Annotated in this window: 11 protein-coding genes; 2 read left to right on the forward strand and 9 right to left on the reverse strand. The window is 40.8% G+C overall.

The window, feature by feature from the left end:
* Positions 1-47: 47 nt before the first annotated feature.
* The 3 genes from addA to AAGS61_RS18885 form a co-directional block, all read right to left on the reverse strand.
* Positions 48-3,773, reverse strand: a complete 3,726-nt coding sequence (gene addA / locus AAGS61_RS18875) for a helicase-exonuclease AddAB subunit AddA (protein WP_391375591.1) — start codon at positions 3,771-3,773, stop codon at positions 48-50.
* Positions 3,742-7,287, reverse strand: coding sequence for a helicase-exonuclease AddAB subunit AddB (addB, locus tag AAGS61_RS18880; RefSeq protein ID WP_391375593.1), 3,546 nt, complete (start codon positions 7,285-7,287; stop codon positions 3,742-3,744). The genes addA and addB overlap by 32 nt, the downstream gene beginning before the upstream one ends.
* Positions 7,288-7,476: 189 nt before the next feature.
* Positions 7,477-8,106 (reverse strand): TVP38/TMEM64 family protein, encoded by a 630-nt coding sequence (locus tag AAGS61_RS18885; protein ID WP_391375596.1) that lies wholly within the window; start codon positions 8,104-8,106, stop codon positions 7,477-7,479.
* 312 nt (positions 8,107-8,418) lie between these two features.
* Between AAGS61_RS18885 and AAGS61_RS18890 the strand changes: the two genes are divergently transcribed.
* Together AAGS61_RS18890 and AAGS61_RS18895 are read left to right on the forward strand one after the other, a co-directional pair.
* Positions 8,419-8,730: an AzlD domain-containing protein gene (locus AAGS61_RS18890; RefSeq protein ID WP_391375599.1), complete on the forward strand. Its 312-nt coding sequence runs from the start codon at positions 8,419-8,421 to the stop codon at positions 8,728-8,730.
* Positions 8,731-8,787: 57 nt separating this feature from the next.
* Complete coding sequence (locus tag AAGS61_RS18895; RefSeq protein ID WP_391375705.1) at positions 8,788-9,453, forward strand: AzlC family ABC transporter permease; 666 nt, start codon at positions 8,788-8,790, stop codon at positions 9,451-9,453.
* Between the two features lie 177 nt (positions 9,454-9,630).
* Here the strand turns inward: AAGS61_RS18895 and AAGS61_RS18900 are convergent, their stop codons facing one another.
* The 6 genes from AAGS61_RS18900 to ftsE all read right to left on the reverse strand — a co-directional run bounded on the left by AAGS61_RS18900 (position 9,631) and on the right by ftsE (position 15,994).
* The gene (locus AAGS61_RS18900; RefSeq protein ID WP_391375601.1) at positions 9,631-10,800 is read right to left on the reverse strand and encodes a PDZ domain-containing protein; all 1,170 of its coding nucleotides are present in this window, start codon (positions 10,798-10,800) and stop codon (positions 9,631-9,633) included.
* Positions 10,801-10,867: 67 nt separating this feature from the next.
* Positions 10,868-12,304, reverse strand: a complete 1,437-nt coding sequence (locus AAGS61_RS18905; protein WP_391375603.1) for a S41 family peptidase — start codon at positions 12,302-12,304, stop codon at positions 10,868-10,870.
* 62 nt (positions 12,305-12,366) lie between these two features.
* Positions 12,367-12,933: a TlpA family protein disulfide reductase gene (locus tag AAGS61_RS18910; protein ID WP_391375606.1), complete on the reverse strand. Its 567-nt coding sequence runs from the start codon at positions 12,931-12,933 to the stop codon at positions 12,367-12,369.
* A gap of 197 nt (positions 12,934-13,130) precedes the next feature.
* The gene (locus AAGS61_RS18915) at positions 13,131-14,396 is read right to left on the reverse strand and encodes a murein hydrolase activator EnvC family protein (protein WP_391375609.1); all 1,266 of its coding nucleotides are present in this window, start codon (positions 14,394-14,396) and stop codon (positions 13,131-13,133) included.
* Positions 14,397-14,421: 25 nt separating this feature from the next.
* Positions 14,422-15,318 carry a permease-like cell division protein FtsX gene (gene ftsX / locus AAGS61_RS18920; RefSeq protein WP_391375612.1) on the reverse strand — a complete coding sequence of 299 codons (897 nt, stop codon included), beginning with the start codon at positions 15,316-15,318 and terminating at the stop codon, positions 14,422-14,424.
* Positions 15,308-15,994, reverse strand: coding sequence for a cell division ATP-binding protein FtsE (gene ftsE / locus AAGS61_RS18925; protein WP_391375615.1), 687 nt, complete (start codon positions 15,992-15,994; stop codon positions 15,308-15,310). Before ftsE ends, ftsX begins: the two co-directional genes overlap by 11 nt.
* Positions 15,995-16,106: the final 112 nt, after the last annotated feature.

Genomic DNA, 16,106 nt, shown 5'->3' on the forward strand with positions numbered 1-16,106 from the left:
CCGTTATCCATGAAAAAGCGTGCCACGATCGTAGCACGCTGTAAAACTTACATACTTATACATTCCCCAATATCATATAAATACAACACTTGCTCATCTACTTGGATATGCTTAATGACGTCAATCGCTTCTGCATAAATTGATAATTGTACACGATAGCGATTGCTCATCTCTTCTGTTAATTTCGGCTCCACATCAAAAGGCGGGCGAATTTTATCTGTCTTATAATCCAGTAACACCCAACGCCCTTCTATATCACGGAATAGGCAGTCAATCACCCCTTGGACAATTTGCGCATCACCATCCTGATCAACACGGCTTAATGTAAACGGTACTTCACGTAGCATTGCTGTCGCCTGTTTAAAGCGTTCGCCAATCGACGAAGCAAAGAATTGCATCACATCTTCCATCTCCATGACAGCCGCTTCCTGTTCACGTAGTATCGCCCGGTCCACTAATTGTTGTAAAAATGCATTCGCTTCTTCTATACTCGTAAATCCTTGTTGTGGTACATGCTGCATGACGGCATGGACAACTGTACCGATTTCTGCATTGGACATTTTCTTTTCCTGCATAAATAGAGGACGTCTCGCTAACATCGTCGTAGAACGTTTCAACAAGTGGGGCGTTGGTTGATCGTCTTCTTGCTGTTGCAGTGCCTCATAACGTTTTATTTCCGATACAGATGTTTTAGACTTCTTCATCGTTGCCTGTTGATATGGGTATTCAGCTGTAAAGCGTTTCGTTAGTAGCTCCACAAGCATTTCATCTGGCTCTCGCTTTTCTGTTTCTTGTACTACTACTTCTTCCCCTTCTTTTTTCGCACGGAACTTATCATTTGAAAGTACCGTCACTTGCCATAAAGCATCTGTGAGCATCTCTGCTTGTGGCACATCTTCTGTAATCGATAACGTTAAGAAGTCATTGTGACGCGCTACCGCAGGACCTACCCAGTCTAAATAATTGCTTGCCCCTGCACGAAGATAGTCTGGTAAAATGGCATCGCTCGGCAACTCCTGCAATGCTTCCCACTTTTCTTTCGTCTTCTCCCAATCTTTCACAGAGCCGACCATGATAAGCTTTTCTTTTGCACGGGTCATTGCCACATACAGAATACGCATTTCCTCTGCCTTCATTTTCGCAATTTTCTTCTCTTTCATCGCTAAGTAAGGAAGCGATGTATAGACAATGCGGTGCTCAGGATCAATCGCTTTTACGGCCATTCCAAAGTCTTGGTCGAACAAATACGAGCCGTTAAAATCTTGCATATTGAACTTACTTGACATCCCTGCGACAAAAACAACTGGGAACTCCAGCCCTTTCGATGAGTGAATCGTCACTAAACGGACCACGTCATCCGCTTCACCAATCGATTTGGCAATGCCTAAATCATCTCCACGCGATTTCATGCGGTCAATAAAACGAAGGAAACGAAACAGCCCGCGGAACGATGTCTTTTCATAGGCAAGGGCACGGTCATGTAACGCACGTAAATTTGCTTGACGTTGCTTCCCATTTGCCATCGCACCGACCATTTCGTAGTAATGTGTCTTTAAATAAATATCCCAAATTAAATCTGCAAGCGCCCCCCGACGAGCCGCACTACGCCAATCGCTTAGCTGGTGCATAAATTGCTCTAGCTTCTTTCGGGTCTCCACACGCATGGACTGTGCTCCGTCAGCTAAATAGTTTTTTAACGCTTCATAATACGGTACGTTGCGTTTAGCTAAACGAATTTCTGCTAATTCATTTTCATTTAGCCCAATAAATGGCGCACGGAGCACAGATGCTAACGGAATATCTTGATACGGATTATCGATGACCTTTAATAAATTCAGCATGATCATTACTTCGAGTGCATCAAAATAACCTTTTGCAGATTCTGCATATAACGGGATCCCTGCTGCTTTAAATTCCTCTGCTAAATCCGCCGACCATTTCATCGAGCGCATCAAAATGACAATATCGCTATAACGAATCGGGCGTGACTCTTTCGTTTTCGGATTATACACGGGATACTCCGAATCAATCATATGCTGAATGCGCTTAATAATATAACGCGCTTCTTGCTGTGCACGACCAATCTCTTCTATTTCTTGCTCTTCTTCTGTTGCATCCTCTTGATAAGAGGTATCATTCGTATTCGATTCATCTAAAATGACTAGTTCTACTGGCACATTTTCAGGCGTATAGCTTGCGCTGAATTTTAACGCCGCCTTATCATCGTAATTAATTTCGCCGACCTTCTCATCCATCACTTGCGAAAATACATAGTTCGTACTATTTAATACTTCTTGACGGCTTCGGAAGTTAGCATTTAAGTCAATCTTCATTCCTGTCCCATTCGGATTTGGCATGAACTCTTTATATTTACGCAGGAATAGACGCGGTTCTGCTAGACGGAAGGCGTAGATCGATTGCTTTACATCGCCTACCATAAATAGGTTCCCATCCGATTCCCCGCCCGATTTGACCAGCTGTAAAATCGTTTCCTGTAGCATGTTGACGTCCTGGTACTCATCGACAAGCACCTCTTTAAAACGGGCTTGGAAATCAAGTGCTACTGCAGAAGCCGTCAGCCCATCTTCCTGTTTTTCCGTTAAAATTTCGAGCGCATAATGCTCTAAATCGGAGAAGTCGACTAACCCACGCTCGAGCTTTGCCTGTTTAAACGCTTCACTATAAGCAATCGTTAAGGCCACGAGCGTTTCGATAATCGGTTTCATATCACAAATTTCTTTGACTAAATGTTCAGGACTGCGAACAAAGAATGTCTCCTTTATCGTTTTAACTAAGTCTTTGGCACGATCACGGTTATCTTTTGCTACCTTTTTGGCATATTCGTCGGCATTATCCGCTTTTTTCACCGTCGGCATACGCACCCAATTGGCTTTTTGCATATGGTCGTAAAGGTCTTGCCATGTTCCGTATTGCATTTTCTCTAGCGCTACGCGTACAAACGCTTCTTCTTCCGTTGCCACCGTTGCATACGCGGTTAAGCCAAATGCAGGAGTCGCAAACTTTTGCATCTCTTGCAAACTTTTATGTGCAGCAATGAGTGTATGCTCAATTGATTTTTTTAGTTCTCGTACAAACGGTAAATCATCTACCGTTACATCTTCTGCTAAATGATACGCATCTGGCAATGTACGAAGCCATGCATACTGATCAGGCTGTACACGTGACATTTCATACAATTGCTCAATGAGTTTTTCAATTTGCTGATCGCTTCGGTCAGACGTAAAGCTATCCACTAACCGGTATACTTCTTCTTGCGTTAACGTTTCTTCTTTTTCTCCGTAAGCACGTTCTAACACTTGCGCTAATACGTCATCACGAAGTAACGCTACCTCATCCTGACTGGCAATACGAAACCCAGGATCAAGGTCAATCATATAAGCATACTGGCGACAAATGGCTAAACAGAATGAGTGAAGTGTTGAAATTTGTGCTTTACCGATCAAGCTTAATTGACGGCGTAAAAACTGATTATGCGGATCGTTAGCAATCGCCTTTTCCAGTGCTTCTGCCATTCGATTTCGCATTTCAGCTGCGGAAGCGTTTGTAAATGTAACAACGAGCAATTGATCTACATCAATTCGTTTCTCTACTGGGGCAAGTACTTTTTGAATAAGACGCTCAATTAACACCGCTGTTTTCCCTGAACCGGCAGCTGCTGCGACTAATATATCTTGACCTTCAGCGTATATTGCTTTCCACTGCTCATCCGTCCACATCGCTTCACTCGGCTTCGTTGGAATCATGTAATCCACACTCCTTCTTTATTTTTTCAATAATCTGATTTGGCTTTTGCGCGCTCAAATCTTCATAAGCCTGCGTACCATCGCTCGGGTCAAACTGGCAAACGGCTTTATAACTACAATAGTCACAGGCCGCTTTTTTCTTTAAGCGGAATGGGGAAATCGATGTCTTCCCAGCAAAGATTTCATTGCCCGCTTCCTTATGTTTTTCAATAACAAACTGCTGCAACGCTGGCATCGCTGTGTCATCGACGACTTTTGAGTGCGCTCCTAGTCCTTTGGATGTTAATGAAACCGGGATAACATTTGATTTTTTTATTTCCGGCAAGTCGCTATCCATCGCCTCTAAAATATCGATATCACTCGTGACAAGTCCGTTCATCCGATACTTTTCCAGACGGCTTAATTCACGAATTTGCTCATCCACCACTTCCTCTAAACGAATCAGCGGATCATGCACATGGACATATAACATACCGGCCGGGGCGACAATAATCTCTTTCTCTGCTTTTGGTAATAACAACGAGGCATTTTTTAATGCGACATCTAAATACGTTAATAATTGTAAAGAAAGCCCGTGATATACCTCATTTAAATCAATATCGCGGCTTGATGATTTATAATCGACAACGCGTAAATACACCGCGTCTTTTTCTTCATACGCATCAATCCGGTCGATTTGACCACGTAAAATCATTTTGCGTCGGTTGTCTAGTTCAATTTCAAGCGCTGGTAATGCTTGTTCTTCCTCTTGTACCCCTTTATCATCCCGCTTTCCAAAAGGCTTTTCATGTACAATTGGCTTAAACTTAGACACCTTTGCATGCTCTGTTAAGGCAAATAATGTACGCGCCACAACACGAATCAACTTTTCTTTAATGTATATATAACGCGAACTACTTTCTAAAATACTATAGGAAAACACCCCTACTAAAGGCTCTACCGTCGCACGTGCTTGTTGTAAACATTCGCTATATGTTTTTGGAGGCTCATCCTGACTCGTTAAAATCATTCGAAGCGCTTCATGGAATAAATCCCCCATTGCAAAGGTTTCCAGCTTATATTCATTTCGTTCTTCTAAGCGAAGACCGTACGATGTAAAATGAGCAAATGGACAACGGAAAAATTGCTCAATACGTGAAACACTCGCTGATAATTCCTCCCCGTACAGAGCCGCTGTATTTTCATCTACTAATGTTTCCGCCACATTTTTCTTATAAAGCGGCTTCGTGACATCGTAAAATACTTCCTGCCATGTCGGATGACGCTCATAAAATGCCTGGAGCGCAACCCACTCTTCTGCCAATTCCCCGTTCACTTCCGCATGTTTTAATTGCATTGTTAAGTATGCAACCGCAGGACTTGGATGGCGTAAATAATGCAAAACCTGTTCTTTCTCTAACTCTTCAATGGGATCAATATAAATACGCGCATGCGGCAATGTCCGCTTACCATCCACCTCAAACAGTTTGTGTAATCGGTTAATATACAGCGATGGCAATAACCCCTTGCTTTCCTCATCTGCACTTGGGAATGTGAGATACAGTCGATTCGTCGGTGAAGACATGGCACGATACATTAAAAATGCCTCCTGTAGCAATTTACTGCGAGAGTTCGGTGCTAGCTCATAGTCAATTGCATCAAAGTATTCACGCTCAGCATCACTAATCAACCCTTCTTTATCGATACGCATTGGATACACACCATCATTCACACCAATAACAAATACGACGTTCATATTATCAAAACGGGAGAACTCCACAGTGGCCACCGTTACTTCATCCAGACTCGGCGGAATATTTGAAAACTCTAACGCATCGAATCCTTCTTCTAACACTTGCATCGCATCTTCTAGCGCAATTTGTTGATCACCAAACATGAGCGTAAATTGATCTAACACATTGACCCAACCGTTCCATACTTGGTCATGTTCACTGGCGAACTCAAATACAGCCTCTTCTAATTCCTGCTCTTTTAATGCTTGGAGCTTTTCATATACTTGTAAGTCATCGATCAATTCATAAATGGCTTTTGCCAGCTCTAAGCCATTTTCGGCCGCTTTTATTTTTTTCTCTAATACAAGCAGTGGGGTGCGAATCATATCACGGGCATGATGAAGTAACTGCTCCATCTCTGCCTCTGCTGACGTTTGTACCGTCCCTAATTTTTCTAATGTTCGGAAACGCTTGTACACCCAGAACTTATCTTCTTTCCAACGATTGTGTTGAATCCCTTTTGCAATAACAAAATTCTCTAGTTGATCTACATGCTCTCGCATCGTATCCATATGGCTATTTAACGGGAAAAATAAATCAGTCTTTACCCCGCGGAAAATCGGTTCATATTGCCAATTCGATTGAATCACTTCAAGGGCAGAACGAGTAAGCTCAATTAACGGATGATGGAGCATCGGTCGCTTTTCATTCGAGAAAAATGGAATGCCGTACTGTGCAAATGTCGTCTGAATAATCGGATCATACACATCCGCTTGTCGATACATAATCCCTATATCACGATAACGAATCCCTTCCTCGTGCACGAGGCGAAGTATTTCCCGAGCAATCCCTTGCACCTCCGCGCGGCGATTGGCCCCTTCCATAATTTGCACGTAGCCCGTTGCCTGTTTTTGTACAGGAACAGGTGCATGAAACTGTTTTTCAATATGCAGTAAATCGTCATTTGTAAAACGAAATGGATGTTCTAAATGCACACGTGGTTCTACCTCAACCCCTAGTTGCATCGCTTCTTGAATCAATTTGTCATACGAAAACGCAGCACGATGGAATAATGCTTCCGGTTGTGTCGCCGCAGTTACATCATCAAATGGCAGTACAATTGTGACACGCTTTGCTAATGCAAGCAGCTGTTGAACAATCGCCAATTCACGTTTTGTAAACATAACAAAGCCATCAATGTAAATATGCGCTTCTTTTATTTTTGATGAATGTTGAAGTTGCTCCACTAAAATAGGATAAAACCCTTCCCCATCTACATAACTATCGCCAATCTGTTCTTCTAATTCGCGTAAAATAATGTGAAAGTCTTTCAGTTTCGCAATCAATGTATGCGAGGCTTTCACTTGCTCTAATTCCGCAATGAGCAGCACGATCGATTCACTCGTAATATCGTATTGGCTAAACTCTCGAAGTAGCATTTCGACTTCCTGAGTAAACCCTCGCTTCCCTGCTGCTTGTCGGAATAACTGAAACTCTTCTTTGTGCTCCTCTAAAATACGGCGTAATAACATGCGATAACCGAAACTATCAATCCGTTCCTTCGCAATCCCGCCTGTCTCCTGCAAAATAAACCAAGCTAGTCGCTTAAATGTTAATACTTGCGCACGCATAATCCCACGCACATCGTATTTATTTGTTAAATCATGCTCCGTTGTAAAAGACATCTGATCTGGTACGATGATAAAAATCGGATGCCCTAACGGATGCTGTTTTAAATCATCAATAATTTCTTGATGGATAGCAGTTGTTTTTCCTACACCTGCACGCCCCGAAATGATGCGTAATGACAAGGCAATCCCCCCTTAAATATAGTTGCTTCTATTGTACCTTAGAATGCATGTTCGTGTGTGGATTAAAAAAGTTCATACTAGAAAAACTTATACTTTCTTATCTTCCTTACAAAAACCTCGCACACAATGGAACAGTCCTGCGATGTTTTTAAATTTACTTGCCATTTCTCCCCAAAATAAACACGGCGGTTACACTTCACCGCCGTGCTCTTTCCTCTCTGCATTTCGTAAATCTCTTTCTACTCTTTTATTTAACCGAACTTCCACTGCTTTACCAAACAGCCATAAAAGGAAAATGACCACAACTGCTAGCACTAGTTTGATTGGACTGCGGATTAACGCGGTAAGATCATGTCCCACAAAGCTCATAACAAAAATCATCACCATTTTCCCTAATATAACCGCTACTAAATAAAAATGCTTCCGAATATTTGACAGCCCCGCTACGATATTCACTAAAACAGATGGAGTAAATGGGAAGCATAACAGGACAAAAAGCGGACTCAATCCGTTCATATCGACCCATGTAATCAATTTCTGTACACGTTTACTTTGCGTAAAGAAATGTAGCTTCGGATGTCTACCGAATTTCCGAACAATTAAAAATACGACATATGACCCTAGCACTGTCCCAAGCCATGATAAAATAAATCCAAAAAATAAACCGAATGCATTGGCATTTGCTACAACAATGACAACGAGCGGTAAAAACGGTAAAAATGATTCAATAAATGGTAACAACACTCCGACAAGCGGTCCCAATGTTCGATAATACTTTTCTACTTCTTCTATGTTTTCAATTGTCAGCCAATCGAACATGCAAACCACCTCAAATCTAATTCCCTCTTGTACTATCTTAAATTTCTAAATATTATTATAATACGTGCAAAAGCATTGTTAATAGTTGAAATATCTTTTTTCTATCGTTTGTTAGTAAACGAACAACAAAATCGCCTTGTGTAATTCATTAACAAGAACGCCTTTTCATAACATTTGGTTTCACTGTTAATATCATTGCACAGAGGCGCTATATTTTATTCACAATAACAGCACTTCGTTTTCGCACGTTTCTTTTTTGTATTCATTTGTAACCTTTTCAACAAGAAAAAGCAACTAAAGGGGGAGTAATACATGGGGATTTCATATTGGTGGATGATTTTAGGTATGACACTTGTTACATATATACCAAGGGCCATTCCGTTAACCTTTTTACAGGGGATTGAGTTGCCGCCCTTTTTATCTGGCATTTTACGAAATATTCCTTTTGCCATTTTAGGCGCACTCATATTTCCAGCTATTTTTTATATCCAAGAAGGCGATTATTTCTTCGGGATATTAGGAGCTGTTGCCGCATTTGGCATTGCTTATGCAGGAGCTAATGTGATTTTTGTCGTACTCGGTGCGATCGCAGCATTAGCCATTTACAGTTTAGTACTAGTGTAATCTAAGGAGATGGATTCATTGAAAGACCTTCATTTTTTCTCCGGTCTAAAAGCTGGTATGCCTATTGCTATCGGGTATTTTCCTGTTGCCTTAACATTTGGCTTACTCGCAAAAACGACCGGACTTTCTATTTTAGAAGCAACTGCCATGAGCATATTTGTGTATGCAGGTGCTTCTCAGTATATTAGCTTAACATTGATTTCTAAAGGGGTAGACCCGCTTGTTATCGTACTCAATACGTTGATCGTCAATATCCGCCACTTTTTAATGTCTGCCGCGCTCAATGAAAAAATGGTGCATGCCCCAAAATGGATGAAGGGACTTTTCGCTTTTTGGGTAACAGATGAAACCTTTTCTGTTCTCGCTACGCGAAAGGAAGAACGTCTTCCTATGGCATTTGGCTTTGGTGTCAATTTAGCTGCTTATAGTAGCTGGGTTGTCTTTACTGCTGTTGGGCATTTGATCGGGGCAAACTTACCGATGTTTTTACAAGCCGCGATGTCAGTCGCCCTATATGCGATGTTTATCGGGCTTCTGGTACCATCCATGCGTGGTAATCGAAAAGTATTGATGCTTGCTCTGATTGCAGCTAGTTTAAATTGTATGTTTTATTGGACAGAATGGCTTTCAACAGGTTGGGCCATCATTGTCTCGGCCCTTGCTTCTGCGATACTAGTAGAGATCATTTATAATGGTTGGCGTACGAAAAAACAATTTGTTTAACGACTCGAAACGGTGCGTATTCTCGCGCCGTTTTTTGTTTCGGTTATCATTTTGACTGGATACGATTGCGTTTTGATCGGATACGGGGTTGTTTTGCTCGCATACACGCCCATTTTGACTACTTACAACTATTCAAACAGAAAAAAGCACCTCTCCTCATAAAGAGATGCTTTCTGCTTACCTCGCTAACAGTAACCCGATTCGATAGTGGTCATCACTATGGACGACGTGTTGTGTTAAGCGAAGCTCTTTTTTATGGTCAAGCACTTCCAGTTTACAATGAGCGGCATTTACTTGAAGCGCCTCATACAATTCACGTTCTGTTTGTACTTCGCGACCGTTTACTTTTTTGATTACTTCACCAGTTAATAACCCCATTTTCTCAGCAGGTGAGTTCGGTAAAACCGCCGCAATAGTTGCCCCTATTGGACTAGGTGCTACCGCATACACATCATCACGATCTTGTAATTTGTAGCGTAGCGCAATGAACAAACGCATTAGCGCACCTAGCATAAGCACAACAAACGCCACTTCTGGTACAAAGTAAGCACCGATGCCGCCGAGTACAACTATGCTCCCTAGCCAAATGATTGATTTCGCTAGCTTTGGATAAAAATAAACAGGCAATGTTTTACGTGTCAGTTGCTGGAACCCGATCACAAATGGAAATAACATGAGTCCGAATGCTTGCTCACCAATTGTAAACTGTGGCCAATATGGGATGTATGAAGGAATAACTTCCCCAGGAATTAACACAAAGAGCGGCAGAACCCATACTTGTTTTGAGAAATAGGAAACTGCCTGTAAACCACGTTTCGTTTTTTCTAGTATAGGCGATGCTAAACTCGCACCGTATCTTCGGATTAGGACCCCTTCTGCAATGACTAATAATCCAGCTACAATACAAATCGGCACAATCGTCCCATCTTGCCAAATGACGCCAGAAATTTCTACTCCTACAATTGTATATGCCTTACCTATTACCCCAAGTATCACTAACGCTACTGCACTGAGCGCAAATAATACAATCGGTGATAATAAGTGAAAAGTGTAGAGTACTAATCCAATCATCGTAACAGCCATTAAAATCAGTAAAAATTGCGGTGTCATCGTTAAGCCGACTGCGATAATCACTATAGAGACAATAAACGATACAAGCAAACTAGCAAGTATGCTATTTTTCAATTCTGACCAACCGCTTAAAATACGTATATTAAATGATTTCCGCTCTTTTTTTACACGCCGATAGCCTAAAAAAATTGTTAAGAAAATTGTCATATACACGATTGGGTTGATGAAAAATCGTCCGATGGCTCGAAGTATTTCTAATAAAATGTCTATGTGCATAACTCCACCTACCATTTCTATCATTACTGTCATTGTATCAAATGCATCGTTTATTGCGTATAGAAATTTAATGACCTAGCTTATGCATGACATAGCTAACCGCCATCTGTAGTTGTAAATCGTTTTCTGCTTTGCTCTTATAGAGAGCTACTTGCTCTTGCATTTTTTCGAAAAATAATTCATCTAATTTATCGCCGTCATGTAAATCATATTTTTCACGGAATGCTACAACTGCTTCCCGAGTGGTTTCATCAAAATATCCATCTTGCCGCACAATTTGGAAGCCAAATGCATGCAATACTTTTTGCGCGTACGCTACTTCTTCTGAAAAATCGCCCACTTCAAAGCTCCCACGCACGGGTATAAATTCAATCATATATAAAGGATGCTGATCTACCTCGACATCGGGCTTTATTCCTTTTCCGTTAATCCATGTTTCCTTCGGTGTTAGCCATTTATTTGTAGAAAGCTTGACGGAACCACCATTTGCTAAATCCCACGTCTCTTGGACTGTGCCTTTCCCGAAGCTTTTCCCACCGACAAGCGTCCCTTTCCCCCAACTTTGCATCGCTGCACTAAATACTTCACTTGCAGATGCAGAACCTTCATTTTGCAAAATGACAATCGGTAATTTACGAATTTCCTTCTTTAAGCCTTCAATCTCATCCAGCTTAACCGTTTTTAAAGGCTCTAGCTTCCCTTTTCCATCTTGCATATATGCAAATACTTTTCCTTCTTCTCCAATTGTGCTAATAATGCCCGCCACACTATGTAAATAGCCACCTGGATTATCACGCACATCTACAATAAGTGCTTGGACATCTTGTTCGATTAGCTTTGACACCTCTTGCAACCATTGTTCAAGCGTGTTCTCTGCAAATAAACTAATCGTTACATAGCCGATGGGCACATTCTCTACTGTCACCACTTTTGCATCGACTGTATCATTTTCCATTTTTGCTCGTTCAACAGCTACTTTAATATGACGTTCGATACTAGGGCGATATAAGACAAGTGTTACTTCTTCTCCTGCTTTTCCTTGCATCAGTTTGATTACTTCCCCAATCGTTTTACCATCTAACCGCACATCGTTAATTTGTACAATTTCATCATATGGTCGTATGCCTGCTTTCTCAGCTGGAGACGACTTAACGGGTGATATAACGATAAACTTTCCGTTTTTCTCAGCAATTTCAACGCCTATTCCGACTTTTTCACCAGCAAGTGACGCTTTCTGAATCGCTGCCTCCTCTTTCGAATAATACGAACTGTACGGGTCTTTAATTGCAGAAGCCATCCCACGTAATGCGCCTTCTACAATCGTTCCGCTGTCCAAATCATACACGGACTGCTCTTCAATAAGCGTGTACAATTCCTCCACAACGTCTAAGTCACTAGCACCTTCCACTGTTACAACCTGCTGTCGAACGAATGTATAAATGACAGCAGCCAGCACAATAAATGCTAAAAAGAAAAAAAGTCGACTTTTTCGTATCCTTCTCACCTCTACTCTTAAAATATGAAGAGATTGATAAGAACATACACAAAAAGCCGAAATTCGTCAGTTTAATCTAATTTTGCAATATACGCCCGAATCGCCTCTTCATCCAGTGGCCCTTGAATATAATATTGAATACGTCCGTCTGTATCAATCATGAGCGTCGAGGGGATTGTGAGCACCTCATATAATTTAATAATATTATCTTCTGGCATTAACAAAACGGGAAATGTGATGTCATAGCTATTGACAAATTTTTGAACATTGTCTGCGCCTTGATCATTGTATGTCGTATTCGCTGCAATAATGATCGTATTATCTGCTTCTGCATCTTTTTCGTAGTATTCTTGTAAATGCGGCATTTCTGCACGACACGGCGGACACCAAGATGCCCAAAAGTTTAAAATGACTTTTTTTCCTTTTAAATCACTCAGTGTCACCGATTCTCCCGTTAATGTTTGAAGCGTAAAATTTGGTGCAATTTGCCCTTTTTGCAAACCTTCCTCTTGTGTTAAATTGACCTCATAGCCCACTTGTGCAATCTTGTGATTTTTATCCGTTTGTTGCTTTATAAACGTACTAATTGCAATGACTATTAAGACTAACACGACAGCTAACCCTATATTTTTCTTCATCGTTTGCCTCCACTATATCGAATATCAATAGATGATTTCCTTATAAATTCTTTTCTAGCATAGCAAAAAAAGAAGGTGTCCAGAAAGTAGAAACTTTCAGAACACCCCCTTCACTCCTTAATAATGATCCATTAAGAAATATTGCTCCTGCGGTGGTCGCATCCACATGCCACCATCCTCGTCGCAAAGGTCCTATATTACAGTGAAATATAGCGTAATGGGTTAACAGCGTTTTTACGTGCCCCAGCCCATGTACCTGTATGCATTTCAAAGTGTAGATGTGGCCCTGTCGAACGTCCCGTACTACCCATGCCAGCGATAACTTGTCCTTTTGAAACCGAATCGCCAACACTTACACTAAAGCTATTTAAATGGGCATACACCGTTGTCCAAATTTGGCCATCAATCGAGTGTGTAATCATAATGACATTACCATAACTAGATAATTTCGATGCGTACGACACAACACCATCAGCGGCTGCAACAATTGGTGTACCTGTTGAATTCGCAATATCTACTCCGTAATGGAACTCGTTACCATAGCCAATATTACGCCAGCCAAACGGTGATGTTAAGCGACCAGTCGTTGGTGTTGTCCAAGTACCTGCTGATACAGCTGGTGTATTGCCTGACACACCGCCACCATTGTTTTTATTCGCCTCTTGTTGGCGCGCAATTTCCGCTAAACGGGCTTGTTCTTTTCGAATTTGCGCTTCAACGTCTTTACTTAATTCTAATGCCTCAGAATACTCTTCTTCTAATAATGCCTTTTCATTTTTCAATTTGGCTTGTTCTGCTTCCAGCGCATCGACCAATTTATTTTTCTCTGCTTTTTGAGAATTTAACGAAGCTTTTAATGATTCTAATTTTGCTTGATTTTCTTCAAGTTGCTTTTTCTTATTTTCGAGCGCTACTTTTTGCTCTTCTAACGCTTCTTGGTCATTTTTTTGATCGCGCATAATTTGACGATCCGCATCGATTAGCGTACTCACCGCTGAAAAACGATCAATGAAATCTACGAAACTATTCGCGCCTAATAGTACGTCTAAATAGCTCACTGTACCACCTACTTGAATCGCACGCGCACGCTCTTCTAATAATGCATTACGCTCATCAATTTTTCGTTGCAATTCTGCAATGTCTTTCTCTAATTCTGCAATTTCTTGATTCGCTTGATTAATGTCGGCAACAACTTGTTCAATCGATTTATTTGTTTTATTAATTTCCGCATTTAATGTTTGAATTTGTTCTAATAATTGTTCTTGCTTTGTTTGGTTCGTTTTAATTTCTGTACTTTTTTCGTTAATGGAACTATTTAATGCATCTTTTTCTTGTTGTAATTTTTTCTGTTCCTGCTTTAAATCGGAAAGCGATGTCGCATATGCAGCAGGGACTTGTACGATTAATAGTAGCGCCATGAAAACAGCTAGCCATTTCCAAGGCTTTTTACTTCCATTCTTCAATTGGGAATACCCCTTTCTCATAGGCCTAAATTTTTAAAAATTTACGAACAGACATAAAGCTTCCCCAAATCCCAATGAGTAAACCAATGCCCATCAGCAATGCATTTACTTGATATAAAAGTGGTGTCACTTCAAGGAGCTCTAATAGATTCCCTTGAATACGTGGGGCAAGTGTATGGTATAAGTTGTAATATAGGATTGAAACGACAACCATTGGGATAACGGAACCGAGTAGACCAATCCACATACCTTCAAATACAAACGGAATACGTACAAATGAATTGGTAGCCCCTACTAATTTCATAATCTCAATTTCGTCTTTACGCGCAATAATCGTAATGCGAATCGTATTGGAAATTAAGAACATTGCCGTAAACAATAAACCTAAAATTAATACTAATCCGATATTTCGGCTGATATTTAAAAAGCCAAATAACTTCTCTACTTTTCCTTCACCGTACAATACCTCATATGTATGATCCAACTTTTCAATTTGCGCAGCGACATTTGCTGTTTGCTGCGGGTCCACCGCCTTTACATACAATACATTGTGCAATGGGTTATTTTGCTCAAATAAACTTAGTTCCTCACCAAAATCTTTAATTAAGTCTGATAACTCTTGTTCCTTTGGTGAATAGACGACCTCAGCTACATCTGGCAAGTTTTTAATTTGCGCCATCAGCTCTGCCTCAGCTGTCTTCTTTTGTTCTTCATCATTCATAATGTCGATTAACACACGAATTTCCACATCATTTTCTAAATCCGTTGCGACTTTATTTAAATTCATCATAATAATGGCAAACACACCAACGAGCAGTAAAGTGACCGTGACTGCACTAACTGACGCAATGGTCATCCAACTATTACGACCTAATGATTTAAAGCTTTCACGAAAATGACGACGTAACGTTCTACCCTTCATAGCCGTAGTCACCTCCGTATTCATCACGCACAATTAACCCGCCCTCAATCGCAATGACACGCTTGCGCATTGTGTTCACGATTTCACGGTTATGTGTCGCCATGACAATTGTTGTGCCTTGGCGATTAATTTCTTCAAATATATCCATTATTTCCCACGACGTTTCAGGGTCTAGATTTCCAGTCGGTTCGTCTGCGATTAACACTTTCGGCTTATTAACAATGGAGCGCGCAATCGATACACGCTGTTGTTCACCGCCCGAAAGCTCGCTCGGTAACATGCGCACCTTATGTTTTAAACCAACTAGGTCTAACACTTCCATGACACGCTGTCGAATCACCTTTGGATGTTCTTCAATTACTTCCATCGCAAATGCGACATTTTCATACACACTTAGACGTGGTAAAAGCTTAAAATCTTGAAACACAACACCTAATTGACGACGTAAATGTGGTACACGTGCATTTTTTAATGTCGTTAAATTAATCCCAGCTACAATGACTTCGCCCGCTGTTGGCTTTTCTTCTCGATACATTAACTTAATAAAAGTTGATTTCCCGGCACCACTCGGACCAACTACATAGACAAATTCACCTTGGCTAATATTTATAGAAATGCCGTTTGTTGCAACGACACCATTCGGGTACTTTTTTACAACATTCTTCATTTGGATCATTTAACGAAACCACCTAATAATTACTAAATCGAAATTTGTTTTCTCTATCATTATAGCATTTTGAATAGCTAATTTTATTACAGTTTTATTTCATTCTAATACGATAAAATAC

It is taken from the genome of Lysinibacillus sp. KU-BSD001 (assembly GCF_042920265.1).
Classification (GTDB): Bacteria; Bacillota; Bacilli; order Bacillales_A; family Planococcaceae; genus Lysinibacillus_B.

What these genes read in the sequence shown, in the direction of transcription:
- ftsE (WP_391375615.1), bottom strand. Translation starts at nt 15,994, where the DNA reads ATGATCCAAATGAAGAATGTTGTAAAAAAGTACCCGAATGGTGTCGTT.
- AAGS61_RS18890 (WP_391375599.1), top strand. Translation starts at nt 8,419, where the DNA reads ATGGGGATTTCATATTGGTGGATGATTTTAGGTATGACACTTGTTACA.
- AAGS61_RS18910 (WP_391375606.1), bottom strand. Translation starts at nt 12,933, where the DNA reads ATGAAGAAAAATATAGGGTTAGCTGTCGTGTTAGTCTTAATAGTCATT.
- AAGS61_RS18900 (WP_391375601.1), bottom strand. Translation starts at nt 10,800, where the DNA reads ATGCACATAGACATTTTATTAGAAATACTTCGAGCCATCGGACGATTT.
- AAGS61_RS18885 (WP_391375596.1), bottom strand. Translation starts at nt 8,106, where the DNA reads ATGTTCGATTGGCTGACAATTGAAAACATAGAAGAAGTAGAAAAGTAT.
- ftsX (WP_391375612.1), bottom strand. Translation starts at nt 15,318, where the DNA reads ATGAAGGGTAGAACGTTACGTCGTCATTTTCGTGAAAGCTTTAAATCA.
- AAGS61_RS18895 (WP_391375705.1), top strand. Translation starts at nt 8,788, where the DNA reads ATGCCTATTGCTATCGGGTATTTTCCTGTTGCCTTAACATTTGGCTTA.